The organism is Pseudoalteromonas sp., assembly GCF_018402495.1.
Lineage (GTDB): Bacteria > Pseudomonadota > Gammaproteobacteria > Enterobacterales > Alteromonadaceae > Pseudoalteromonas.
The window spans coordinates 64,661-88,492 of record NZ_JAGYIU010000002.1 but is presented as its reverse complement, the minus strand read 5'-3'; the positions used below and the strand labels follow the sequence as shown (position 1 = coordinate 88,492).

At 40.8% G+C, this 23,832-nt stretch carries 20 protein-coding genes, 7 tRNA genes and 1 pseudogene; 24 read left to right on the top strand and 4 right to left on the bottom strand.

Annotated elements, in window-relative coordinates; genetic code table 11:
* Nucleotides 1-23 precede the first annotated feature (23 nt).
* Nucleotides 24-647, bottom strand: coding sequence for an arylesterase (locus KG708_RS05930; protein WP_213608551.1), 624 nt, complete (start codon nt 645-647; stop codon nt 24-26).
* Here KG708_RS05930 and KG708_RS05925 point away from each other — a divergent pair, their 5' ends adjacent.
* The 19 genes from KG708_RS05925 to nadA all read left to right on the top strand — a co-directional run bounded on the left by KG708_RS05925 (nt 648) and on the right by nadA (nt 14,153).
* Nucleotides 648-1,361 carry an ABC transporter ATP-binding protein gene (locus KG708_RS05925; protein ID WP_213609310.1) on the top strand — a complete coding sequence of 238 codons (714 nt, stop codon included), beginning with the start codon at nt 648-650 and terminating at the stop codon, nt 1,359-1,361.
* Complete coding sequence (locus tag KG708_RS05920; protein WP_213608550.1) at nt 1,351-3,852, top strand: FtsX-like permease family protein; 2,502 nt, start codon at nt 1,351-1,353, stop codon at nt 3,850-3,852. Before KG708_RS05925 ends, KG708_RS05920 begins: the two co-directional genes overlap by 11 nt.
* Before the next feature lie 130 nt (nt 3,853-3,982).
* Entirely contained in the window at nt 3,983-4,507 is a 525-nt protein-coding gene (gene ruvC / locus KG708_RS05915; protein ID WP_213608549.1) for a crossover junction endodeoxyribonuclease RuvC, read from the top strand.
* Nucleotides 4,508-4,509: 2 nt separating this feature from the next.
* Nucleotides 4,510-5,127, top strand: a complete 618-nt coding sequence (gene ruvA / locus KG708_RS05910; protein WP_213608548.1) for a Holliday junction branch migration protein RuvA — start codon at nt 4,510-4,512, stop codon at nt 5,125-5,127.
* 7 nt (nt 5,128-5,134) lie between these two features.
* Nucleotides 5,135-6,142: a Holliday junction branch migration DNA helicase RuvB gene (ruvB, locus tag KG708_RS05905; protein WP_213608547.1), complete on the top strand. Its 1,008-nt coding sequence runs from the start codon at nt 5,135-5,137 to the stop codon at nt 6,140-6,142.
* An 834-nt stretch (nt 6,143-6,976) separates the two neighbouring features.
* The gene (gene tolQ, locus KG708_RS05900) at nt 6,977-7,681 is read left to right on the top strand and encodes a protein TolQ (RefSeq protein WP_213608546.1); all 705 of its coding nucleotides are present in this window, start codon (nt 6,977-6,979) and stop codon (nt 7,679-7,681) included.
* A complete protein-coding gene (gene tolR / locus KG708_RS05895; protein ID WP_213608545.1) occupies nt 7,668-8,099 on the top strand; it encodes a protein TolR in 432 nt (143 codons plus the stop codon). Before tolQ ends, tolR begins: the two co-directional genes overlap by 14 nt.
* Nucleotides 8,100-8,103: 4 nt before the next feature.
* Nucleotides 8,104-9,030, top strand: coding sequence for a cell envelope integrity protein TolA (gene tolA, locus KG708_RS05890; RefSeq protein WP_213608544.1), 927 nt, complete (start codon nt 8,104-8,106; stop codon nt 9,028-9,030).
* Between the two features lie 8 nt (nt 9,031-9,038).
* Entirely contained in the window at nt 9,039-10,397 is a 1,359-nt protein-coding gene (gene tolB, locus KG708_RS05885) for a Tol-Pal system beta propeller repeat protein TolB (protein WP_213608543.1), read from the top strand.
* A gap of 35 nt (nt 10,398-10,432) precedes the next feature.
* Nucleotides 10,433-10,969 carry a peptidoglycan-associated lipoprotein Pal gene (gene pal, locus KG708_RS05880; protein ID WP_213608542.1) on the top strand — a complete coding sequence of 179 codons (537 nt, stop codon included), beginning with the start codon at nt 10,433-10,435 and terminating at the stop codon, nt 10,967-10,969.
* 13 nt (nt 10,970-10,982) lie between these two features.
* Entirely contained in the window at nt 10,983-11,729 is a 747-nt protein-coding gene (gene ybgF / locus KG708_RS05875) for a tol-pal system protein YbgF (protein WP_213608541.1), read from the top strand.
* A gap of 171 nt (nt 11,730-11,900) precedes the next feature.
* Nucleotides 11,901-11,976: transfer RNA gene (locus KG708_RS05870), tRNA-Lys, on the top strand.
* A gap of 69 nt (nt 11,977-12,045) precedes the next feature.
* Nucleotides 12,046-12,121 (top strand) — tRNA-Lys (locus KG708_RS05865).
* A 65-nt stretch (nt 12,122-12,186) separates the two neighbouring features.
* Nucleotides 12,187-12,262: transfer RNA gene (locus tag KG708_RS05860), tRNA-Lys, on the top strand.
* Nucleotides 12,263-12,331: 69 nt separating this feature from the next.
* Nucleotides 12,332-12,407 (top strand) — tRNA-Lys (locus KG708_RS05855).
* Nucleotides 12,408-12,477: 70 nt separating this feature from the next.
* Nucleotides 12,478-12,553, top strand: a tRNA-Lys gene (locus KG708_RS05850).
* A gap of 71 nt (nt 12,554-12,624) precedes the next feature.
* Nucleotides 12,625-12,700, top strand: a tRNA-Lys gene (locus KG708_RS05845).
* Between the two features lie 186 nt (nt 12,701-12,886).
* Nucleotides 12,887-12,962: transfer RNA gene (locus KG708_RS05840), tRNA-Lys, on the top strand.
* A gap of 150 nt (nt 12,963-13,112) precedes the next feature.
* Nucleotides 13,113-14,153, top strand: coding sequence for a quinolinate synthase NadA (gene nadA / locus KG708_RS05835; protein ID WP_213608540.1), 1,041 nt, complete (start codon nt 13,113-13,115; stop codon nt 14,151-14,153).
* Between the two features lie 235 nt (nt 14,154-14,388).
* Here nadA and istB read toward each other — a convergent pair whose 3' ends face one another.
* From istB to KG708_RS17530, 3 genes and pseudogenes are all read right to left on the bottom strand, one after another.
* Entirely contained in the window at nt 14,389-15,144 is a 756-nt protein-coding gene (istB, locus tag KG708_RS05830) for an IS21-like element helper ATPase IstB (RefSeq protein ID WP_213608539.1), read from the bottom strand.
* Between the two features lie 11 nt (nt 15,145-15,155).
* Nucleotides 15,156-16,706, bottom strand: a complete 1,551-nt coding sequence (istA, locus tag KG708_RS05825; protein WP_213608538.1) for an IS21 family transposase — start codon at nt 16,704-16,706, stop codon at nt 15,156-15,158.
* A gap of 155 nt (nt 16,707-16,861) precedes the next feature.
* Nucleotides 16,862-17,059 (bottom strand): annotated as a pseudogene (locus tag KG708_RS17530) (hypothetical protein); the annotation flags it as partial.
* A 162-nt stretch (nt 17,060-17,221) separates the two neighbouring features.
* On the opposite strand from KG708_RS17530, the gene KG708_RS17810 reads away from it, so the two are divergent.
* The 5 genes from KG708_RS17810 (at nt 17,222) to KG708_RS05800 (ending at nt 23,797) form a co-directional block, all read left to right on the top strand.
* Nucleotides 17,222-17,500 carry a group II intron maturase-specific domain-containing protein gene (locus tag KG708_RS17810; RefSeq protein WP_366513577.1) on the top strand — a complete coding sequence of 93 codons (279 nt, stop codon included), beginning with the start codon at nt 17,222-17,224 and terminating at the stop codon, nt 17,498-17,500.
* 527 nt (nt 17,501-18,027) lie between these two features.
* Nucleotides 18,028-19,068 (top strand): Glu/Leu/Phe/Val dehydrogenase, encoded by a 1,041-nt coding sequence (locus tag KG708_RS05815; protein ID WP_213608536.1) that lies wholly within the window; start codon nt 18,028-18,030, stop codon nt 19,066-19,068.
* A 150-nt stretch (nt 19,069-19,218) separates the two neighbouring features.
* Nucleotides 19,219-19,881 (top strand): CatA-like O-acetyltransferase, encoded by a 663-nt coding sequence (locus KG708_RS05810; RefSeq protein ID WP_213608535.1) that lies wholly within the window; start codon nt 19,219-19,221, stop codon nt 19,879-19,881.
* 113 nt (nt 19,882-19,994) lie between these two features.
* Nucleotides 19,995-22,877 carry a ligand-binding sensor domain-containing diguanylate cyclase gene (locus KG708_RS05805; RefSeq protein WP_213608534.1) on the top strand — a complete coding sequence of 961 codons (2,883 nt, stop codon included), beginning with the start codon at nt 19,995-19,997 and terminating at the stop codon, nt 22,875-22,877.
* Nucleotides 22,878-22,972: 95 nt separating this feature from the next.
* Nucleotides 22,973-23,797, top strand: a complete 825-nt coding sequence (locus KG708_RS05800) for a M90 family metallopeptidase (RefSeq protein WP_213608533.1) — start codon at nt 22,973-22,975, stop codon at nt 23,795-23,797.
* Nucleotides 23,798-23,832: the final 35 nt, after the last annotated feature.

Below are 23,832 nucleotides of genomic sequence, written 5' to 3'. Positions count from 1 at the left end.
CGCGCAAGAGGTTTTATACGACCTTACTCTTTATTTAACCACTGTTTGATCGTGTTATACATTTCATCTCGTAGTATTGTTTGGGCAGTTTTGTTAGGGTGTAAGTTATCGTTTTGCATCAGCTCGCTTTTGCCTGCTACTTTAAGTACAAAAAATGGCATTAAATACGAGCCGGTAGCTTGGCTTACGCTAGCAAAACTATCAGTAAACATTTTACTGTAGCGCGGGCCATAATTAGGCGGAATATATATTTCCATTAGCGCGGTTTGTGCATCCATGGCTTGGCTTTTTTCAATCAGAGCGGTTAAGTTTTCTTGCATTTTAGTAACAGGAAAACCGCGAAGTCCGTCATTGGCGCCAAGCTCTATAAGTACATGAGTCGGTTGGTATTGCTCAAGCAGTGAATCAAGTCTGCGCAGGGCACCACCAGTAGTTTCGCCGCTAATACTGGCATTAACTAAGTTGATATTGCGTTGCTCGGCATCGTATTTATCTTGTAACAATTGTACCCAGCCTTGTTCTTGTTTTAAGCCATAGGCTGCGCTTAAACTGTCACCAAGTATTAAAATCGTGTTGTTAGCTGCTGCGTGTAGTGGGTTAATAACTAAAAATAAAATAAATACACAACGTAGGATTGAATGAGTCATATGTCAGCGCTTTCTCAATTAAATATAATTCAAGTAAATAGTTTGTCTAAAGTGGTTTCCACCTTTGAAGGTGAGTTAACCATCCTCAGCGACATCAGCTTCAATGTCAAGCATGGAGAGTCTGTGGCTGTTGTTGGCACTTCAGGCTCTGGTAAATCAACGTTGTTAAGTTTATTAGCTGGGCTTGATACTGCTAGTCGTGGCGAAATAGTGTTAGATGGTGAGCCACTACACACATTAGACGAAGAAGCGCGGGCCGCTCTGAGAGCTGCAAAAGTTGGGTTTGTGTTTCAGTCTTTTATGCTGGTGCAAAGCTTAACTGCACTTGAAAATGTGATGCTACCGGCAGAGCTTGCAGGTAAAGGAGATGCTAAAGAGCAGGCATTTGCTTTACTTGAAAAAGTAGGCTTAAGCCATCGTGTTGATCATTACCCGTCGCAGTTATCTGGTGGTGAGCAACAGCGCGTTGCGATTGCTCGAGCATTTGTCGGCTCACCCAAAATATTGTTTGCCGATGAGCCATCAGCTAACCTAGACAGTAAAAATGGCCATATGATCGAATCGTTATTATTCGATCTAAACAAACAAAATGGTACTACGCTTATTTTAGTGACCCATGATGAAGCATTAGCACAAAAATGTGAGCGCATTATTCAAATAGAGGCGGGGGAGCTGGTACAAAATTCAACAGAGGAAATGGCAAATGTGGGCTAAATTAGCGCTTAAACTGTTTTCTCGAGAGTTTCGCCGGGGTGAGCTAACCGTTATAAGCGCTGCGATTGCTTTGGCAGTATTGACGGTTTTAACTCTATCGATGGTGACTGAGCGCATTGCACAAAGTATTGCGCAAAAAAGTAGTGCGTTTATTGCTGCTGATAGAGTGCTGGCCAGTAATCATGCAATTGATACTGCCTTTATTACTCAAGCCGAACAACAAAACCTTAAAACAGCACAAATGCTCTACTTTGACACTATGCTGTTTGCAAACGATGAAATGCAGTTTAGTTCGGTAAAAGCGGCATCAAACAGCTACCCGCTCAAAGGTGAGTTAAAAGTGAAGTCGGCCTTAGATGCTCAAACTGAGGTTGCCCCCGGTGCGCCCAGCCCAGGTAATGTGTGGTTAAGTGAATCGGTTTTTTATAGCTTAAACATAAACGTAGGTGACCAAGTAGAGCTAGGTGCTGCATTGTTTAATGTTGAAAAAGTGATTGTAGAAGAACCCGATGCGCCGTTTAATGTGTTCTCTAGCAGCCGCAGGGTACTTATTAATATTGACGATTTAGCAAAAACCGAAGTAATACAGCCAGGTAGCCGGGTGTTTTATCGCCAGTTATATGCAGGCGATGAAGCTGATATAAATAGTTTTTACGATTGGTTAAAACCGCAGCTAAAAGAAAATCAAAACTGGTATGGCGTAAAAGATCGCCAGTCTCCTATTTCAAATAGCTTAAACAGAGCAGAAAGCTTTTTATTATTGGCGGGTTTACTCGGTATTATTTTAGCGGCGGTTGCTATTGCTGTATCAGCCAAACGTTATTGTGAGCGCCAATACGACCCCGTTGCCATGATGAAAACGTTAGGTGGCAGCCGGGACATGATCCGCAAAATTTACCTGACACACTTATTAATGGTGTGCGCTATGTCGGTAATTGTTGGCCTTGCTATTGGCTATGGCTTACAAGAAATTGCAACTAGTTACCTTGCAAAAAGCATGGGTACCGAGTTACCTATGGCCGGTTTTAAACCTTGGTTGGTGGCGATTAGCACCGGGGTTATTTGTGCGGTTATGTTTTCTATTAAGCCATTGCTAGATTTATTTGATATTCCGCCGCTTAGAGTGCTTCGTCGTAACTTGGGCGACCGCCTCGCGGTAAGTAAAATTCATATAGGACTTAGCGCTTTAACGGTATTTTTATTAATGTGGTTATTTAGCAACAATATTAAAATAACCCTCATTTTATTTGCCTCAACACTCGCACTTATTTTAGTGTTATTTTTAATTTCTAAACTAATATTTGGCGGTGGCCGAAAACTAGGTTTAAAACCAGGTAACAGCTGGTCTTTGGCTATTGCGTCTATTCAAAAGCGTGCCAATGTGAATGCGGTGCAGTTAATTAGTTTCTCGTTAGCGATTAAATTGTTGTTATTTTTGATTGTACTTAAAAACGATATTATATCGGATTGGCAATCACAATTGCCAAGCGATGCGCCAAATGCATTTTTAGTTAACATTACTGAAAATGAACTGGAGCCGGTTAATGAGTATTTAGCGCAAAAAGGTATTCAGGTATCGGAGTTTTACCCTACGATTCGTGGTCGTGTAAATGCTGTAAACGGCGAGGCAGTAGCACGTGAAGTGTCACTGCAAGACAACGAGAAAAAAGACGAAGAAGCCCGCTCAGGCATTGGCCGCGAGTTAAACTTAACCTGGCTTGAAGAGGTGCCCGCTCAAAATGACATTATTGATGGAAAATGGTTTGCTGATGATGCCGTTGCCGAAGCCTCACTTGAAGAATCAATGCTTGAGCGTCTTGATGTTAAACTTGGTGATACTCTGACATTTTTAATTGGTGCGCAGTCGTTCGACGCTAAAATAACCAGTGTTCGCAAAGTCAACTGGGCGACACTCAAGCCGAACTTCTTTATTATTTTAAGCCCTGATGTGCTCAGTGACTTTCCGGCGACCTATATTTCGTCCGTGCGTATTGAGCCTGAGCAAAAACGCGACTTTAGTCAGTTGTTACGCACATACCCGACGCTAACAGCGATTGATGTTGATAATTTTGTTAAGCAAATTCAATCAACTATTGAGCAAGTATCATTAGCTATTGGCTTTGTATTGGCTATTGTGGTGCTGTGTGGCGCACTGGTATTAATATCGCAGGTGCAAGCAAGCTTAGGTGAGCGTATGCAAGAAATTGTAATACTGCGAACGTTAGGTGCTAAAGGTCGGTTAATAAAAAATGCTACCTTGTATGAGTTTTTATTACTAGGTGGTTTGGCTGGACTAGTCGCTGCATTTTTTAGTGACATTGCGCTATTAATTGTACAACAGCAAATGTTTGATTTAGCCGGTAAGTTGCATCCTAATATTTGGTTTATAGGCCCTGTTGCGGGGGGGCTGTTTGTCGCGGGGTTAGGTTATTTTATGATTGCCCGTACACTTAAGCAAAACACCCAAGGATTAGTACGCGCATTGGCTTAAACGTTGAAGCCAAGGAGTTTAAATGCCCACATTTTTAGTGGGCATTTTTGTTTTGGCTTTGCACTGGTAATTTATACAGTGCTCTGGCATTATTAGCATCATTTACAAAGTACAATAATGAGAGTGCTGTTTGGCCATAATTTTAGGGATCGATCCGGGCTCGCGTTTAACGGGGTATGGTGTGGTTGCGCATCAGGGTGCTAAGTTTACTTATTTAGGGAGTGGTTGCATTAAATTAGCTGATCACGAATTTCCTATTCGGCTTAAAATGATCTATCAAGGTATAACACAATTAATTGAGCAATTTTCGCCTGAAACCTTTGCGATAGAAAAAGTATTTATGGCGCACAATCCTGATTCTGCTTTAAAGCTAGGGCAAGCGCGTGGTGCTGCAATTGTAGGCGCATCTATGGCTAATTTACCCGTATTTGAATATTCAGCACGGCAAATAAAGCAAGCCGTGGTAGGTAATGGTGGTGCAGATAAATCGCAAGTACAGCATATGGTTAAAAATATTCTTAAATTATCTAGTACACCGCAGGCTGATGCTGCCGATGCACTTGCAATTGCCATTTGTCATGCTCATTCTGAACAAAACTTAATTAAACTAGCGGGAAGCGCAAGCAAAACCGTTAGAGGACGTCTAAGGAAATAATAATGATAGGTCGCTTAAACGGCGTGTTAGTTGAAAAACAGCCGCCAGAAATACTATTAGAAGTGAGCGGCGTTGGCTACGAAGTACAAATGCCAATGACCTGTTTTTACGATTTACCCAAAGTGGGCGACAACGCTATTGTTTACACCCATTTTGTAGTACGCGAAGATGTACAGTTATTGTTTGGTTTTAATAATAAAACTGAAAGAGCGTTATTTAGAGAGCTATTAAAAGCCAATGGGGTAGGGCCTAAACTAGGTTTAGCTATTTTGTCGGGCATGTCGGCACAGCAGTTTGTAAATTGTGTAAATAACGAAGATGCCACTGCCTTAGTTAAATTACCGGGTGTGGGTAAAAAAACCGCAGAGCGCTTAGTGCTAGAAATGAAAGACAGATTAAAAAATTGGGGCAACGATTTATTTACCCCATTTAGCGATAGTGCTGTAATAGCGCCCGCAAGTGATACAACGATAACCAATAATGCAGCCGATGATGCCGTTTCTGCGCTGGTGGCACTTGGTTATAAATTGCCACAAGCGCAAAAAGCAGTAAAATCAGTGAGCAAACCCGATATGTCGACTGAGGTTCTAATTAAAGAATCTTTAAAATCAATGCTGTGAGTAAATTATGATCGAAGCTGATCGCTTAATAGATGCTGCTGAAAAAACTAACGAAGACACCATAGACCGTGCTATAAGGCCCAAACTGCTTGCTGACTATCGTGGTCAGCCGCATGTTAAGCAACAAATGGAAATATTTATTGAAGCTGCGCGCAGTCGTAACGAAGCACTTGATCACTTATTAATATTTGGCCCACCAGGCTTAGGTAAAACCACGCTTGCTAATATTGTGGCTAACGAATTAAATGTAAATATTAAAACCACATCGGGCCCTGTACTGGAAAAAGCGGGCGATTTAGCCGCATTGCTTACTAACCTTGAAGAAGGTGATGTACTATTTATTGATGAAATCCATCGCCTGAGCCCGCAAGTAGAAGAAATACTCTACCCCGCAATGGAAGACTACCAGCTAGACATTATGATAGGTGAGGGGCCCGCGGCACGCTCTATTAAGCTTGATTTACCCGCATTTACACTCATTGGCGCAACGACCCGGGCGGGGTCATTAACTTCACCACTGCGCGATCGGTTTGGCATAGTGCAGCGCTTAGAATTTTACTCAGTTGAGGACTTATCCTACATAGTAGGACGTTCAGCGCATTATCTTGATTTAGAAATGTGCGACGATGGCGCCACTGAAATAGCTAAGCGTTCACGCGGTACGCCACGTATAGCAAACCGTTTATTGCGTCGTGTGCGCGATTATACGCAAGTAAAGTCGGACGGTACGGTAAATACTGAGGTTGCGCAACAAGCGCTTGATATGATTGACGTTGATAAAAGCGGGTTTGATTATATGGACCGTAAATATTTACTCGCCATTATTGAAAAATTTATGGGTGGCCCTGTAGGTCTCGATAACCTTGCCGCAGCAATAGGCGAAGAAAAAGAAACCATAGAGGATGTGATTGAGCCATTTTTAATTCAACAAGGGTTTATTCAGCGCACGCCGCGTGGGCGAATCGTCTCTGATAATGCATATCATCATTTTGGCTTGCTACCCAAGCAAGAATAACGCCTACTAAAATGCATTAGGGGTGTGACTTTTAAATCCGCAAAGGTAAACACCCTCTGAACAATAATTCACTGAACGTTAAGACATATCTGGCTATTGTGCGCCTGCTGTAACGGTATTTAGGCCAGCTTAGCTGATTTGATAAATTGCAGGTAAAAAAAAGCCCGCAAAAAATGCGGGCAAACAACAAGTTTAAGGAAGTAATCTAGGGAACTACGTTTACTTATTGAGGTCATACCCCAAGAAGTAAAAAAGTAATACGAAATAAATCATATTACGAGGAACTGGATTTAATGAAATAGCTTTCATTTAATGCGCTAGCTCGGTATAGGAGAATAATACCGAAAAGGCATAATTTGTTCAAACTAGAAAATTTATATTTTTCAGATAAAAAAAACTAATAGCAAGCATTCCTTATTTTTACCTAATGCTGCATGTTAATTAGCCATTAGCTCTATAAGTTAATGAAATGCTTTGTTTATGTGTATTAACATATTAATGTTCAGTATTAGTTTTACTATTACGTTAAGGTAAATTTGAGGTGTTTGTGAGTGCTTATGCATTAATTTTGAATAAACAGTGTGTTTTAGCGACTTTTTAGTGGGTAGAACAGCGCGTTTATAAAGGCGTTATTGTTATATATTTATACAGTAAAATTAACGTTAAGTAATAAAACTACTTTTTTAACGTTTTTTGTTGGCTATTCATGGCAATATCGTTGTCAGCAGGAAATACACTAGATACACTAGCCGACTTTAATGGTGGTTAACGTGTTACGCAGTTACCTTACTCAAATAAACCAATTTGATGTTTTTAATTATTTAGGAGTTTAACGTGGGATCAGGGCTTAATTTTTTAGATCTAATTCTAGAAGCCAGTTTGCTTGTACAATTAGTAATGCTAGCGTTGGTTGCTATGTCGGTTATGTCGTGGGCTATTATTTTTCAACGTAAAAAAGCCATTTCTGACGCCTTAGCAAATGCCAAGAAATTTGAGCAACGTTTTTGGTCTGGTGTTGACCTAAGTAAGTTATATAACGAAATTTCATCTCGCGGTGGCCAACCCACCGGTATCGAAGCTTTATTTACTTCAGGTTTTAAAGAGTTTGCACGCCATAAAAAAAATACCTTTCAAAGTGCAGGCATTGTTATGGAAGGTACACATCGCTCAATGCGTGTTGCGCTTTCTCGTGAAATAGAAAAATTAGAATCAAGTTTATCGTTTTTAGCAACGGTTGGCTCAATTAGCCCTTATGTTGGTTTATTTGGAACTGTTTGGGGTATTATGAACGCCTTTATTGCTTTAGGCGAAGTAAAACAAGCTACTCTACAAATGGTAGCACCCGGTATAGCAGAAGCCTTGATTGCAACAGCAATGGGTTTATTTGCGGCTATTCCAGCGGTTATTGCCTATAACCGATTTTCAAATAAAGTTGAAAAGTTAGAATCTCACTATATTAACTTTATGGAAGAATTTGCCAATATCTTACACCGTCAAGCAGCTACCCAAATAGAGGCTCAAGCGAATGTACCAGCGTAAAAAGCGTCGCCCAGTCGCAGAAATTAATGTAGTACCATACATTGATGTAATGTTGGTGTTGCTTATTATATTTATGGCCACTGCGCCATTAATTACCCACGGGGTCAAAGTTGACTTACCAAAAATGGAAGAGTCAGATTTAGTTGATACCAAAGACACGCCGCCCATTATTGCCTCTATTGATTCGCAAGGTAAGTATTATGTGAGCATAGGTACAGATCCGGAAGAGCCAATGGAAGCATTAGATGTCGCTGCGGTAATTAAACTCCAACTAATGAAAAAGCCCAATACGCCGGTAATGATCAAAGGTTCAGGCAAAGTGTCGTATCAAGAAGTGTTACTGCTCATGGATTTTTTAAAGAATGCAGGTGTACCATCGGTAGGCTTAATGACCGAATCCTTTGAGGGGACCAAGTAGTCATATGAATACGTCGTTAATTAAATCAGTATTACTGCATTTAGCCTTAGGGGGATTTTTGTACGCATCTGCAAATATTCATCCACCTAAACCTAAAGTGATGGAAGTAACGCTTAATGAAGCGATTCCTGAACCAGAAAAAGCCGTATCTGCGGTGACTGTCGATCAGCAGCAGGTTGAGCAAAAAATAGCTGAGTTACGCAAAAAAGAAGAAGACAAAAAGCGCGCCGAAGATAAACGCATTCGTGATTTAGAACGCCGAGCAGCAGAAGCGCGAAAGCAAAGTGAAGCCGAAGCAAGACGTATTAAAAAGCTAGAGCAGCAACGCAGAGCGAAAGAAAAAGAAAGAGCCGAAGCAGAAGCTCAAGCTAAAAAAGCCCGTCAAATAGAGCAGCGTGAGCGAGCGAAAGCCAAGCAAGCTGAGAAACAAAAACAAGAAGCTGAAAATGCTGCTAAAGTGGCTGCTGAGAAACGCAAAGCAGAAGAAGCTGAGCTTAAAAAAGCAGAAGAAGAGCGCAAAAAAGCAGAAGAAGAGCGTAAAAAGCGTGCTGCAGAAGCAGAGCGTAAACGCCAGCAGGCATTACAAGAGCAAATGTTACAAGAGCAACTCGCCAAAGAGCAGGCTGCACGTAACAAAATACGTCAACGACAAGTAGCCAGTGAAGTTGATAAATACCGTGCATTAATTATGGCGCGTATTCAACAAAACTTATTAATTGACGAAAAAATGAAAAACCAACAATGCCGAATTAATATTCGTCTTGGGTTTAATGGGTTAGTTACTCAGGTTAAGTCGTTAGGGGGTGACAAGTTAGTCTGTGAAGCTGCTTTAAGGGCTGTCCGTATGGCCGACACATTGCCCGTTTCTAAAGATAAAGATGTATTTGAAAAATTAAAGAACATTAACTTAACTATTGCGCCAGAGTTTTAAGGGAAAACATGTTTAACAAAATTAAAATAGCTTGTTTAGTTTTAATCTTAGGATTTCAAGGTATAGCTCATGCGGCACTTGAAATTGTTATTACCGAGGGTATCGATGGTGCAAGGCCTATTGCAATTGTGCCATTTAAATACCAAGGCATTGGCCCTATTCCTCAGCAACTCAGTGATGTTATTTCGGCTGATTTAATGCGCAGTGGTAAATTTAAGCCTGTTAATGTTGCGCAAATGCCGCAACAGCCTCATAAAGATGCTGATATTGACTATGCTGCTTGGGTCAACAAAGGTGTAGAAGCTGTATTAGTGGGTGAGGTAGAACAACAAACAAATGGCCGCTACCTAGTGCGTTATGAGCTTGTCGATGTTATACGTGGGCAAATCACCGGTGGTGAAACACAAATGATGAGCAATGGTAAGTTAGTGCAAAGCCAAGATCACATACTTGAAGCACGGCAAAGCGTGATCAGTGAAAACGGGTTTCGCCGTTATTCGCACCGTATTAGTGATGTGATTTATGAAAAATTAACTGGTGAAAAAGGCGCGTTTTTAACTAAAATAGCCTACGTTATTGTTCGCAATGACCAAGAAAAGCCTTATCAGTTAGTGGTTGCTGACTACGATGGATTTGATGAGCAAGTACTACTACGCTCAAAAGAACCATTAATGTCACCAAATTGGTCACCTGACGGCACAAAGTTAGCTTATGTCACTTTTGAAAATCGCCAGAGCCAGATTTTTATTCAAGACATCTATACTGGTAAACGCGAGTTGATCACCAGTTACCCAGGCATTAACGGTGCCCCCCAATTCTCGCCAGATGGTAAAAAGCTATTACTAGTACTTTCAAAGGATAAAACGGGCGCTACTGAGGTTTATTTATTAGACTTACTAACACGTAAAGAAACTCGATTAACACGCCATCGCAGTATAGATACCGAGCCCTCGTGGTATCCAAATGGCGAAGATATAGTATTTACCTCGGAAAGGGGTGGTAATGCTCAGATTTATAAGTTAAATTTAAAAACTGGCAGAACTCAAAGATTAACCTTTGATGGTGATATGAATCTAGCGGGCTCTATTTCGCCAGATGGAAAAGAATTAGTGATGGTAAACCGTACTCACGGGCAGTATCATCTTGCTAAGAAAGAGTTGGCTACAGGTGCGTTCCAAGTTTTAACACGAACTCGCCTTGATGAATCACCGAGCATAGCGCCAAATGGCTCGATGATTATATACAGCACGCTCCATAATAATAAACAGGTACTTGCGCTAGTATCGATGGACGGCCGTTTTAAAGCACGTTTACCTGTGCTTGATGGACAAGTAAAGGCACCGGCTTGGTCGCCATATTTACAGTAATAATTGCTGGTTTACTCAAAATAGGAATCTACTCAATGCAACTTAACAAAATACTTAAAGGCCTGCTAATTGCTGTGCCAGTAATGACACTAGCAGCTTGTAGCTCATCTTCTGATATCGACGAAAATGCAGCTAACCAGTCTAACCAAGCAACTGTTGAGCAAACAACTGACACAGTTGAAGTAGCAACAATGACGCCAGAGCAACAAGCAGAAGAGCAACTTCGCCAAAAGTACGAAGCGCTTCGTCAAGAACAAATTATCTACTTTGACTTTGATAAAGCAAATGTTGAAAGCAAATATGCAGAATTATTACGTGCACACGCTGAGTTTTTAGTTAAAAATCCGTCGGTTAAAGTATTAATTGAAGGCCACGCCGATGAGCGCGGTACACCAGAGTACAACATTGCACTGGGTGAGCATCGTGGACAGGCAGTTGAAAAATACCTACAAAGCTTGGGTGTTTCAGCAAGCCAAATGTCAGTAGTTAGCTACGGCGAAGAAAAGCCAATGGTTAAGACTCGCACAGAAGAAGCTTTCGCTAAAAACCGCCGTGCGGTATTAGTTTACTAAGATAAGAGATATTATGAAGCCGAAAATTATTTTGGCAGCCATGATATTGAGCGGGAGCACCCAAGTTTTGGCTGCTCCCGCTCCTGTTTCAGAAGCTGCAAGTTCACAGTCGAGCATTGAAAAGCGTTTAGCTACGCTTGAGAACATGATGCAACAGCGTAATTTTTTACAAGCAGAGTTACAGCAACAGCTTAATTCACTTCAGGATGAAGTGAGCCAAATTCGTGGTGTTACCGAAGAGCAAAGCTATAAGCTTGAAAAAGTACTGCAGCGCCAACGTGAGCTTTATCAAGAAATTGAGAACCGTGTTAGCCAAGCGTATGCTGCACCGGCTGCTACTCCACCATCATCAGATACTTCGTCCTCTGAGCAAAGCTTCAGTAGCGATTTATCTGAAAACGAAGCGTATGAACGTGCTGTTGCGCTTATAATGAAAGATAAACGCTACGATCAAGCTATTCCAGAATTTCAAGCCTTCTTAACAACGTATCCAGATTCTGTGTATACCTCAAATGCACATTATTGGCTAGGGCAACTATTAACGATTAAAAATGACGGCGTGAAAGCCGCTGAGCACTTTAAAATAGTTGTAAACGAATTTCCTAATTCAAATAAACGCCCAGATGCCATGTTAAAGCTTGGTACACTTTTACAAGAGCAAGATTTAAAAGCTCAAGCACAAAAAATACTGAATGAGCTCATCAATCAGTACCCAAGTACCACTGCTGCTAAATTAGCCACAGAACGCTTATCAAAATAAATGTTGATGCCTGATTAGACTGCTTTTTGTCATAAGCGGTCTAAATTTGCTCAACTAGACATAAAAACTTAAAAAAAGAGACAATTTCGGTTGCACTCATTTTATAAATAAGTATTATAAGCGCCCGCAGCAAACGAATGGTAACCCCACTCGAAATGCGACAAAAAGAGCGGGTCATTAGCTCAGTTGGTAGAGCAGTGGACTTTTAATCCATTGGTCGATGGTTCAAGTCCATCATGACCCACCATTCTTTATTGTTAATAAAGTTTGGTCTTAATCGGCGGATTTACGCAATGTGTTAACAAACACAGTGAGCGGGTCATTAGCTCAGTTGGTAGAGCAGTGGACTTTTAATCCATTGGTCGATGGTTCAAGTCCATCATGACCCACCATTCTCTATCGAATGGTTAGAATCGGCGGATTTACGCAGCCTTACTTTTTATAAGTAAACCAGAGCGGGTCATTAGCTCAGTTGGTAGAGCAGTGGACTTTTAATCCATTGGTCGATGGTTCAAGTCCATCATGACCCACCATTCTTTTTATATTAGAATGGTCTAATCGGCGGATTTACGCGTACTTACTTTTTATAAGTAAACCAGAGCGGGTCATTAGCTCAGTTGGTAGAGCAGTGGACTTTTAATCCATTGGTCGATGGTTCAAGTCCATCATGACCCACCATTCTTTTTTATATTAGAATGGTCTAATCGGCGGATTTACGAAGCCTTACTTTTTATAAGTAAACCAGAGCGGGTCATTAGCTCAGTTGGTAGAGCAGTGGACTTTTAATCCATTGGTCGATGGTTCAAGTCCATCATGACCCACCATTCTTTTTTATATTTAGAATGGTCTAATCGGCGGATTTACGCAGCCTTACTTTTTATAAGTAAACCAGAGCGGGTCATTAGCTCAGTTGGTAGAGCAGTGGACTTTTAATCCATTGGTCGATGGTTCAAGTCCATCATGACCCACCATTCTTATTGAATGGTTATAATCGGCGGATTTACGCGTATTTTTTTCTACAAGTAAACCAGAGCGAGTCATTAGCTCAGTTGGGTGAATAAGAACCGAAACGACGTTTCGCAGTCTTATGAACGCGAGTCAGGACGACGAGCCGGTCCCATGCTTCAGAATGAATTAATGGCAGTTAGACATAGAGCGGGTCATTAGCTCAGTTGGTAGAGCAGTGGACTTTTAATCCATTGGTCGATGGTTCAAGTCCATCATGACCCACCACTTCTGTTACACCTTATCCGATGTAAAATATTCCCTAATATCTCCCTAATCTTTATTTATAAACTGCATTGTTAGATCGCTATTATTTAGTGTTAGTTTCTCGTATAATTTGCGCTATTAATTACACTGTAAATAAAGTGGTCGAGAACAATGAGTTTAGCTCAAACTATTATGCCAGAAGGCTATATTTTTCCTCCTAAGCCAGCTCCGTTAACACAAGACGAAAAAGGCGAATATAAAGCGCGAATAAAGCAGTTACTGCAACAGAAAAATGCCGTACTTGTTGCTCATTATTACACTGATCCTGAAATTCAAGCGCTTGCTGAGGAAACCGGTGGCTGTGTAGCCGATTCGCTGGAAATGGCACGCTTTGGCGCTCGCCATGATGCCGATATGATCATCGTCGCGGGTGTACGTTTTATGGGTGAAACCGCTAAAATTTTAACGCCCAATAAAACGGTTGTAATGCCAACGCTTGAAGCAACCTGTTCATTAGACATTGGTTGCCCTATTGATGAATTTTCAGCGTTTTGCGATCAGCACCCTGATCGAAAAGTAGTGGTGTATGCTAATACGTCTACCGCGGTTAAAGCGCGTGCTGATTGGATAGTTACCTCATCGTGTGCACTTGAAATAGTAGAGCACTTAGATGAGCAAGGCGAAAAAATTATTTGGGGCCCAGATAAGCATTTAGGCAGCTATATTCAAAAGAATACCGGTGCCGATATGATCATGTGGAACGGCGCATGTATCGTACATGACGAATTTAAAACCAAAGCCTTAAAAGACATGAAGGCATTGCACCCAGATGCGGGCGTACTTGTGCATCCAGAATCACCGGCTGAAATTGTTGAACTCGCTGATGCAGTTGGCTCTACTAGCCAGCTAATTAAAGCCGCTCAAACAATGAGCAATAAAAAGTTTATTGTAGCCACCGATCGCGGTATTTTTTATAAAATGCAGCAACTATGCCCAGAGAAAGAGTTTTTCGAAGCTCCAACGGCCGGTAGCGGCGCTACGTGTAAAACTTGCGCTCACTGCCCATGGATGGCAATGAATGGCTTACAAGCGATTGAGGAAGCACTGATTGATGCAACGGGTAAAGAAGTGTTTGTTGATATGGAGTTACGTGAAGGCGCGCTCAAATCACTCAATCGCATGCTCGACTTTACAGCCAACATGGCAAAATAATAAATTACACAATAAAGTATTATTCAAAGGCGATACTCAGTATCGCTTTTTTTGTTTGCCCAGCTAAGCTGGCAAACTTGATAGGCTGAAAGATGTTTTATACTAATACCAATCTGCATAAAGATTAAGTCAATTTTATCCAGTCTCTAGAGCATTGCGTATTCTCATGACTTTGATCACCGATTCTCATCAGCTTTGATCACCTGATTTATCATTTTGTAGAGCCATTTTTAAATTAGCTTAACTGATCATCATCAGTCAATTTATTTAACTGTTTTCGTATCGATTCTCCTTTTAAGTTCAACTTAATCGAACCATGAATTAGCCTATCTAAAATGGCGTCAGCATGGGTTGATTCTCCTATCATCTCATGCCAGTTTTCCTGCGGGAGCTGACTTATTATTATGTGTGATTTATACCCATACCGTGAATCGATTAATTCGAGTAAGTCACCTCGTTGCTGTGCACTCAGTGGTTCAAGCCCCCAATCGTCTAAGATCAGTAGATCATACTTTATTAACTTCGCTAGTAATTTTCGGTAACTACCATCTGCTTGTGCTAGAAACAGGCTTTCAAGTAGTTCTTTTAATCGAACATAGTAAACACTTTTTCCTTTTAGGCAGTGCTCATGCCCTAAAGCACATGCGAGGTATGTTTTGCCACAGCCTGTTGCGCCAGTGATTAAGATATTTTGATGTAAGTTCAGCCAGCTATTTTGGCTTAAGTTGCGTATCTGTGCTTTTTCTATATTGCGTGTCGGCGAGTAAATCAGTTGATTTAACTGAGCCGGTAAGCGGAATTTAGCCTGTCGCACGAGCCGGTCAATTTTTCTTTGCTCACGCGTGTCAATTTCATGTGTTAGCAATAAACTAACGCGCTCTATAAAGCTTTGTTCTTGATATAAGTTAGGCTGTTCAAGCTGCTGCTTGAGTGCCTGCTTTATACCCGATAACTTAAGTAGTTGAAGTTGTTGGTTAATGGTGTCTATCATGATTCGTTTCCTTAATGGTAATAATCTGTGCCACGTATGTTGCTATGTGTAACTGGCTTTTCTGGCTCTGTTTGCTGTGTGGGTAACGGTTGTTGATCTAATCCTTTTTTCAGCATCTGCTTAATTGATTTGAGTGTTGCCGTATTCATCACGATTGCGCGATAACAGGCCTGCTCAAGCCGCTCTTTTGAATAGATTTTAGCTAAACTTAACACCCCTAAACAGGCGCGATAAGCGTGCTCGGGGTGACGCCGTCCACTAAGCTGTAACTCAATAACTTGATGGGTATACTCCCCGATACTTAATGCCCATGAGCGTAAATTTATCGGTGACTGCTCATGCTGTTTTTGATGCGCCAGAGGCATATGATGAGACTGTGTTGTATGCCCACCTAAACGATGTGAACGCGGATGCTGTGCGATTAAGGTATCGTCATGATAAAGCTGTACTAGCTGATTGGTTATGTGTGCGCGTAATTGTTTCTTAACCCACTGATACGGCACACTGTAATAATGTTTCTCTATTTCAACATGATAATCAATGTGTACTCGCACCGTTTTGATTTGTGTATAGTGATAGGGCTTTTCAGGCAATGGCTTTAATGCGCTTTTATCCACTATATCAAAGAGCTGTTTACGTGACTGTTGATATTGCTTCATCACCTTATTGTTCATTACATCAAGTAGCTTTGCTATTTCTTGATTTAGGTGCGCTAAGCTGTAGAAGGTTTGGTTACGCAAGCGTGCCATGATCCAACGCTCAACAATTTGTACACCGACTTCAGCCTTCGATTTATCTTTGGGTTTATAAGGTCTAGCCGGAATGACAGCCACGTTAAAGTACTCGGCTAACTGGTGGTACGTCGGATTTAAATCAGGCTCGTAGCGACAGGGTTTACTAACGGCGCTTTTTAAGTTGTCGGGAATAACAAGCTCAGGCACACCGCCTAAAAACGTAAAGCAACGGGCATGACTCATCACCCAATCTTCAAGTTGCTGGCTATACGTTGCCTCAGCATAGGTATAATTTGATGCGCCGAGCACGGCAACAAACACTTGAGCAGTGCGTGTCTCCTGTGTTGTAGGGCACGTGATGGTCAGCGTGGGGCCACAATAATCCACAAACAATTTTTCACCGCCTTTATGATGCTGACGTATCGACAATCGTTGTTTGCCCACCCATTCCCGATAGGCTCGGCAAAAGTGGCTATAACTGTAATATGGCTCACCGACTTTCTCACGCAATTCATCGAATACTAACTGCAACGTCAAATGTTTGTGCTGCTTTAAATCCTTATTGATGGTGAGCCAGTCAGGTGTTGGGTATCTTTTTTGACGGGGTGAGAAGTCCCTGATTTTTGTATTAAGAAACGTACCGTGTTGTTTATCTTCAGGTAACGGCCATTGGTTTAAGCCTAACTCATTGGCCTTTTTAACGTAATTAGCCACAGTGCCAGGTGAAATATTTAAGCTTCTGGCAATCTTTCGATGGGATAATTTTGCTGAATATTTCAGCCGTAAAATAGCATGTAATTTACTCATAGATATAGGTCTTGTTGACATTATTGTTATCCTCATCAAATGATTTAGATAACGGTTTAACATACCTACAAAAATGATAAAACGTGAACTCGGTGACGAGTGGCATTAAGCTTTGATCGGCAAAATTATTAAGAGCACAAAAGTGATCATTATCGAGTAATTTTCGTGATCAAAGCTTAATGAGAATAAGCGATCAAAGTTAATGCCATTGGGTGATCAAAGCTGGGGAGAATATGCAAGCATATGCTTTTAACCGTATCAGGAACTGAGATGAATTTATTCCACGATTGCGATACTTGTTTTACTATTTCTTCATAACCACTAAATACACGATTTGATAGACAGTGTTGCCGTAGCCAACTACATACTTGCTCCTGAAGTTAACAGTCAACCAAAAGAAAACGCATACAGCGCATAGTAGTGAAAGGGTAAAGTTCTTGGGGGTGGAGATAGGCAGTAATTGGACACGGATCCAAGGCTCAAAACTCAAGGGCTTCAAACAAACAGTTAAACGATTAACAAAACTAAATAGCGGCATGAACTTAGTTGAAGTAATAAAAAGACCAAACCCAGTGGCGCGAGGTTTTGTAAATTATTTCAGTATAGCCAATTGTAAACGGGTACTAGAGGCGTTGACGAGGTGGGTGAGACGACGATTAAGGGCAATTGAGTTAAGGTTGTGGAAAAATTCAGTGAGGTTGCATAAAAGACTAAAACAATTAGGGAAAAGCTGCCATTTAATTCATCAAAATGAACTCATGGCGAAATTCTCTAAGCCCATTATCGAGTATAGTGATGCCAAACCAATGCTTTGAAGAGCAAGGTTTATATGTATAGGATGGCTTGCTCAATCAAGGTTTAGAAAATAAGCCAAAGATATAGAAGAATACAGGAGCCGTATATAGGGCCCGTAGGTACGGCACTGTGAGAGGGGTAAGACAAAATCTCACCCTACTCGATATTTACTTTTAAATTTGTAGAGACTTGTACACCTCAGACCAGTTTGTGTTACATAGATAAATTATTATATAAGTCTTTGTATTTTATCAGGTAGTGTGCTTTTTCAGGGTGTGCAATTAAGTTTACATAGTTTTTTAAATTGACGTTCACGTAAGCGTAAAGATTGGTGAGGGTGGTATTTTTAGTTTTTAATTCCAATAAATTGGATTTCATTAAATTTTTTATACCCACATTTTGCAATAAGCCGTTTTATTCTTCTGTTGAGTCAGGCTTGTGTGGTTTATCTACTCATAGTATGGCGAAGCACTAACTGAAGTGATAAAGTCTCAACAATTTGTAGCGTGCTTGCCCATTAGGGCTCATTATTTTCGGAGTATTTAAAGTGGTTGTATTTAATCAAGTTGAATTTGATAACCATGAACAAGTGGTTTTTTGTTCAGACAAAGCGTCTGGTTTAAAGGCCATCATTGCGGTACATAATACAAACTTAGGCCCAGCGGTAGGTGGTTGTAGAATGTGGGATTATGCCAATGATGAGGATGCAGTGTATGATGTCCTTCGCTTATCAAAAGGGATGACCTATAAAAATGCCGTAGCACGTTTGCCATTTGGTGGTGGCAAGTCAGTGATTATTGGTAATGCAAAAGAAATCAAATCTGAGCAGTTATTTCGCGCGTTTGGCCGCCAGCTAGAGCGACTAAATGGTAGCTACTATTCAGCCGAAGACGTAAACATTACCTGTGACGATGTGGCGTTAATGAACAAAGAAACCAACTATGTATTAGGCCTTGAAGGCAAAAGTGGTAACCCGTCACCATTTACAGCCTATGGTACTTTTTTAGGTATAAAAGCGGCGCTTAACCATCAACGTGGCATTCAAGACTTTTCTGGCATCAAAGTAGCTGTGCAAGGTTTAGGCGCGGTGGCTTATGGATTATGTAAACATTTAGCACAAGCAGGTGCTGAGTTATTTGTTACAGATATTAATCAAGCTGCAGTAGAGCGTGTCGTAAATGATTTTGGCGCAACCGCGGTTGGTATTGATGAAATATATGACTTAGATGTTGATGTTTATGCACCCTGTGCATTAGGTGCCACTATTAATGACATAACGATCCCTCGTTTAAAAGCAACCATAGTAGCAGGTTGTGCGAACAATCAACTTGCGGAATCACGCCATGGTGAAGTTTTACGTGAAAAGGGCATATTATACGCACCTGATTATGTAATAAATGCGGGCGGTATTATTAACGTTTATTACGAAACTGCGCCAGAGGGTTACAGTGAAGAGGCTTCGAATAAACACGTAGAAAGAATTTACGATACACTAAGTGAAATTTTTACCCGTGGTGAAAAAGAGCAAAAATCAACGCATTTAATTGCCGATGAACTGGCACAAGAAATTATTGAAAACGGACTTTAAGTTTTCAGGCGGTTTAAAATAGGAGCGAAATACGCTCCTTTTTATACCTAGTGTAAGACTTTGGTATAACTACACTCAAAGCGTCATTTTAGTTAATGCGAATATAGGCAAAGCACGGTAAAATTTACTTTTACACTATGCTTATATTTTATGACTTATACTGATTTTTCTATTACCCCTATTGATTTTGAGCAATGGTCGCGCGCGCAGCATTTCGAATTATTTAAAAATTTCACGCAGCCTTATTTTAACGTGTGCGTACAACTTAATGCGAAAAACCTGTATACCGTGTGTAAACAAGCTAATATTGCTTTTTTTCATGGCTATGTTTATTGCTTATTAAAAGCATGTCATGATTATGAGCCGATGATGCTGCGCATTATTAATCAAAAACCCCATTACTTAAATACTACGCGAGCCAGTGTAGTTGAGCTTGCCGATGATGACTCGTTTCGCTTTAGTTATTTTAAACTGCACGAGTCGTTAAATGAATTTGCCAATGAGGCGAAAGTCATTAGCCATAAAGCAAAATTAAATCCACTGTTTTGTGATGCGTTTACAGCAACTGAAGGCCAAGCTGATTTAATTCATGTGTCGGTTCTTCCTTGGTTAAATTTTAGTAGTTTCTCGCATGCGTTTACTCATGGTCAAAGTTTTGGCATTCCTAAGTTTGTGTTTGGTCAATACAATCTTAATACGGGCGAAATGCCACTATCCATTGATGTTCATCATGCGCTATTGGATGGGCTTCATGTGGCTAAGTTTATCCAACAATTACAGTGTACATTTGATAATTTGAGCGATAATAATTAATGAAAAAGTTGTAAATGTTATGTTATCATTCGCCGCAGGTGTTTTTTACTTAATTTTCACTCTATCCAAATATACTAAAAATTAAATAATTATAAATATAAAGGCAATAACAAATGAATCGCTTAGTGGTTTTATGTATTTTGTTGGTGATTTTTACTGTTGACGCACAGCAACAGACGCGTTTGCCTTTACGTGATTATTTTTTTGAAACCTGGAATACACGCTCGGGTCTTCCTCATAATAGTATTAATAGCCTTGCACAAACACAAGATGGCTATTTATGGGTTGGTACCTGGGAAGGGCTTGCCCGTTTTAATGGGCAAGAGTTTAAGCTATTTACTCGCTCAGAGATTACCGACTTGCCTGACTCGGGAATTCGAGCACTTACTCCTACATCAGAGGGTGGCCTACTTATAGCGGGCTCCCGCGGCGGTATTAGTGTATATCAACACCGGCAATGGGATACGCAACCAAATGCCCAAGCTATGGTTAATCATATATTTAAAAGTAAAAATGATGACCTGTGGCTGGCACTTGAAAGTGACGGCGTGTTTTACCGCTCTGCTAATAGCAGTAAAGACACGCCAATTATACAAAACGTTAGTGCGTATCGAATAATTGAAGACACTAAAGGAGTTATTTGGGCTGCAACCAGTGATGGCTTATATAAAATAGTTAACTATAAGCCGACGCTGATGACTCCACAACAGGGTCTACCTGATGCGCCTGTTTATACCTTATTAATTACCCGTGATGGCCGCCTTGTTATAGGCAGTGAAAAAGGTGCACGAGTATTAAATGATGATGTATTTGAATCACCTCACCCACAGCTTGATACAGAATCCATTTCTAGTCTACTAGAGGATAACCATGGCGATCTGTGGTTTGGCACCATTAATAAAGGTGTTTTTAGGCTTAGCGTAGATGGTTTGGAGCAATTAGATGCTCAAAATGGCTTACCTGCTAATCGTATCTTGTCGTTATTACAAGACAGAGAAAACAGCATATGGGTGGGGACTAACGCAGGTGTATTTAGGTTAAGGGAAGCGCCGTTTTCGTCATGGGGTAAAAAGCGAGGTTTATCTAGCGATTATGTTCGAGCGGTCATGTCACATTCTGATGGCAGTTTATGGATAGGCGGGAGTACAGGCTTAGACCGGCTGCAAAATAATAAAATCACCCATATTAAAGGCACTAAACAAGGCTCGCCTTACTCAGTATTAAGTTTACTAGAGCAAAATCAAGGAGATGTTTGGGTAGGCACTTATACCTCTGGTGTTTTAAAAGTGGTTGATAACGAGCTCGTCCCTTATTTAAATCGTAATAAGGGTTTAGGCAGTAATGAAGTAAGATCCATGCATTTTGATTCAAAAAATCGCTTATGGATAGGCTCTGCTATGGGGCTTACTCGCGTTAATAGTGATGGTAGTTTAGTTCAGTTTACTAACAAAAAAGAGCTACCTAGTGGCTTTATTTTGGCGTTAAATGAAGATAATTCGGGTAATATCTGGATAGGAACAGGTAATGGGGTGGTGGTTTATAATACGCAAACTGACGTCTTTGATCCTGTTGTATTTCCTACTGAGTTTGAGGCTCAATATGCGTTTGGCTTTTTCATTGACGATAAATACACATGGATGGCCACCGACCGAGGCTTAGTTCGTTATGATCATTCAAACGCAAAGATGGCTATTTTAGGGCGTGAATTAGGTTTACCGGTCGATAAGCTCTTTCAAATTGTACCGTTCAAAGATTCACTTTGGTTATCAAGTAATCGTGGCATTATTGAAGTCAATTATAAGCAGGTAAATGAGCTGCTTGACTCAACGCGCAAAAACCCTAGTTCGTTAGCCTTTCAATTATACGATGAGGGTGATGGTATGCTCAGTGCGCAAGCGAATGGCGGCTCAACTCCCTCTGCAACGGCTCATTCAGATGGCACTATTTGGTTTGCTACCGCAAAAGGGGTGAGTACAGTAAAACCTGAGCGCTTAAAAGAAGCCACTAAAACTTCGCTGCCAACGATTATTGAAAGTTTTTCTGTTGATGGCAAACCAACGTTATTACCCGCAGAGGGGAAGACAATTATTTTACCACCAGGGGTTAAGCGGTTATCATTTCATTATGCTGGACTGAGCTTTATTATGCCGCAGCGATTAAACTTTCAGACAAAATTGAAAGGTTTTAATAACGAGTGGATAAACCGCCAGCATATTGCGACCGCTGAATACACGAACTTACCAGCAGGTAAGTATTCATTTGCAGTACGTGCAGCCTATCCAAATACTGATTGGCAACAAAATCATAAAATTGTTCATTTTGAAATCCAATCGTATTTTTGGCAAAAAACCAGTTTCAAGCTATTTGCATTCTTTACTTTTGTTGTACTTTTTTGGAGTGCTTATCGTTATCGTTTATACCGTTATAAACAAGTAGAAAAAGAATTAACCAGCCGAGTGGTTCAGCAAACGCAAGCACTACAAGAACAAGCCAGTGCCTTTGCATATCAAGCTACACACGATCAGCTTACTGATTTACCGAATCGCCGTGCATTTGATGGCTGGCTGGCGGATAACTTTTCAGACTTTAAAGCATGTAATAAATCGCTTGCTATCGCTATTATGGATATTGATCACTTTAAACGTATTAACGATGGTTGGTCGCACCTCATAGGTGATCAGGTTATATGTGAAGTCGCGGACATGCTTAAAGCGCACCGTGAAGGTGGGCAAGAGGTGGCTCGTTGGGGGGGCGAAGAATTTACCTTTGTGTTTCCTAACACCACCGCGTTACAAGCACTAGAAGTGTGCGAGAAATTGCGTAAATGTATTGAAAACAAAAACTTTTCAAATATTGCAGAAGGTCTCAGTGTAACCGTAAGTTTTGGTGTGTCTGATTCAAGTAATGTTGATGATTACGATAGGTTATTATCGCGTGCCGACCAAGCTTTGTATAAGGCAAAAAACAAAGGCCGAAATCGAACCGAAGTAATGTGATTGAAAAACAGCCTCTGTGCACCCATTATAAATTTAGTAATACAGAGCGCAGTATTTTGGCGTTAACGCTAAATGGTTTGATTTAGGACGACCCAATGATAAATGGGCTATTAATTTTTGTTTTAATTGTATTTATTGTGACATTTTGGCGCTGGCCTGACATTCAAAATGCCGTGTGGCAACGTAAATATAGTGCTCGCTTGTTAAGCGAGCAACAACATACATTGTTACTGCGTGCTATGCCCATATACAACAAAATGACCGATGCAGAGCGAGCCAAGTTAGCATCCCATATTGTGTGGTTTTTAAATGAAAAGCGTTTTGTTGCCTGCGATGGTTTGCAATTAACTGAGGCAATGAAGCTTATTATTGCCGCCGATGCCTGCCTGTTGGTACTTAATAAGCCTTGGCCTTTGTATAAAAACGTGAAAGAAATCTTACTTTACCCCAGCGCCTATTATGCTCCTCAATCAAGCCGCGACAACGCCGGACTAGTCAGTTTTCATAATACCGTTAGGCAAGGTGAATCGTGGCCGGGTGGAACATTGGTGCTTAGCTGGCATGATGTGCTTGAAGGTAACCGCTTACCCAGTGATGGGCATAACTTGGTGTTTCATGAATTTGCACATCAACTTGATCAAGAAACCGGTAAAACCACAGGTACGCCACTACTTTCAACGAAAGCAAAATACCAACAATGGGGCAGGGTATTTAGCCGTGCGTTTTCGCAGTTAAAAACTCAGGTTGCTTATGGTATGCCCCATGTTATTCATAGCTATGGTGCCACTAATGAGGCGGAGTTTTTTGCGGTGATCACCGAAACATTTTTAGAAAAGCCTGCCGATTTACGTCGTGAAGACCCCGAAATTTACCGTTTGCTAGTTGATTTTTATCAATTTGATCCTATCGTTTGGCACTAATTTTATGCACTTCATCCTATTACGCTGGTAAGTTG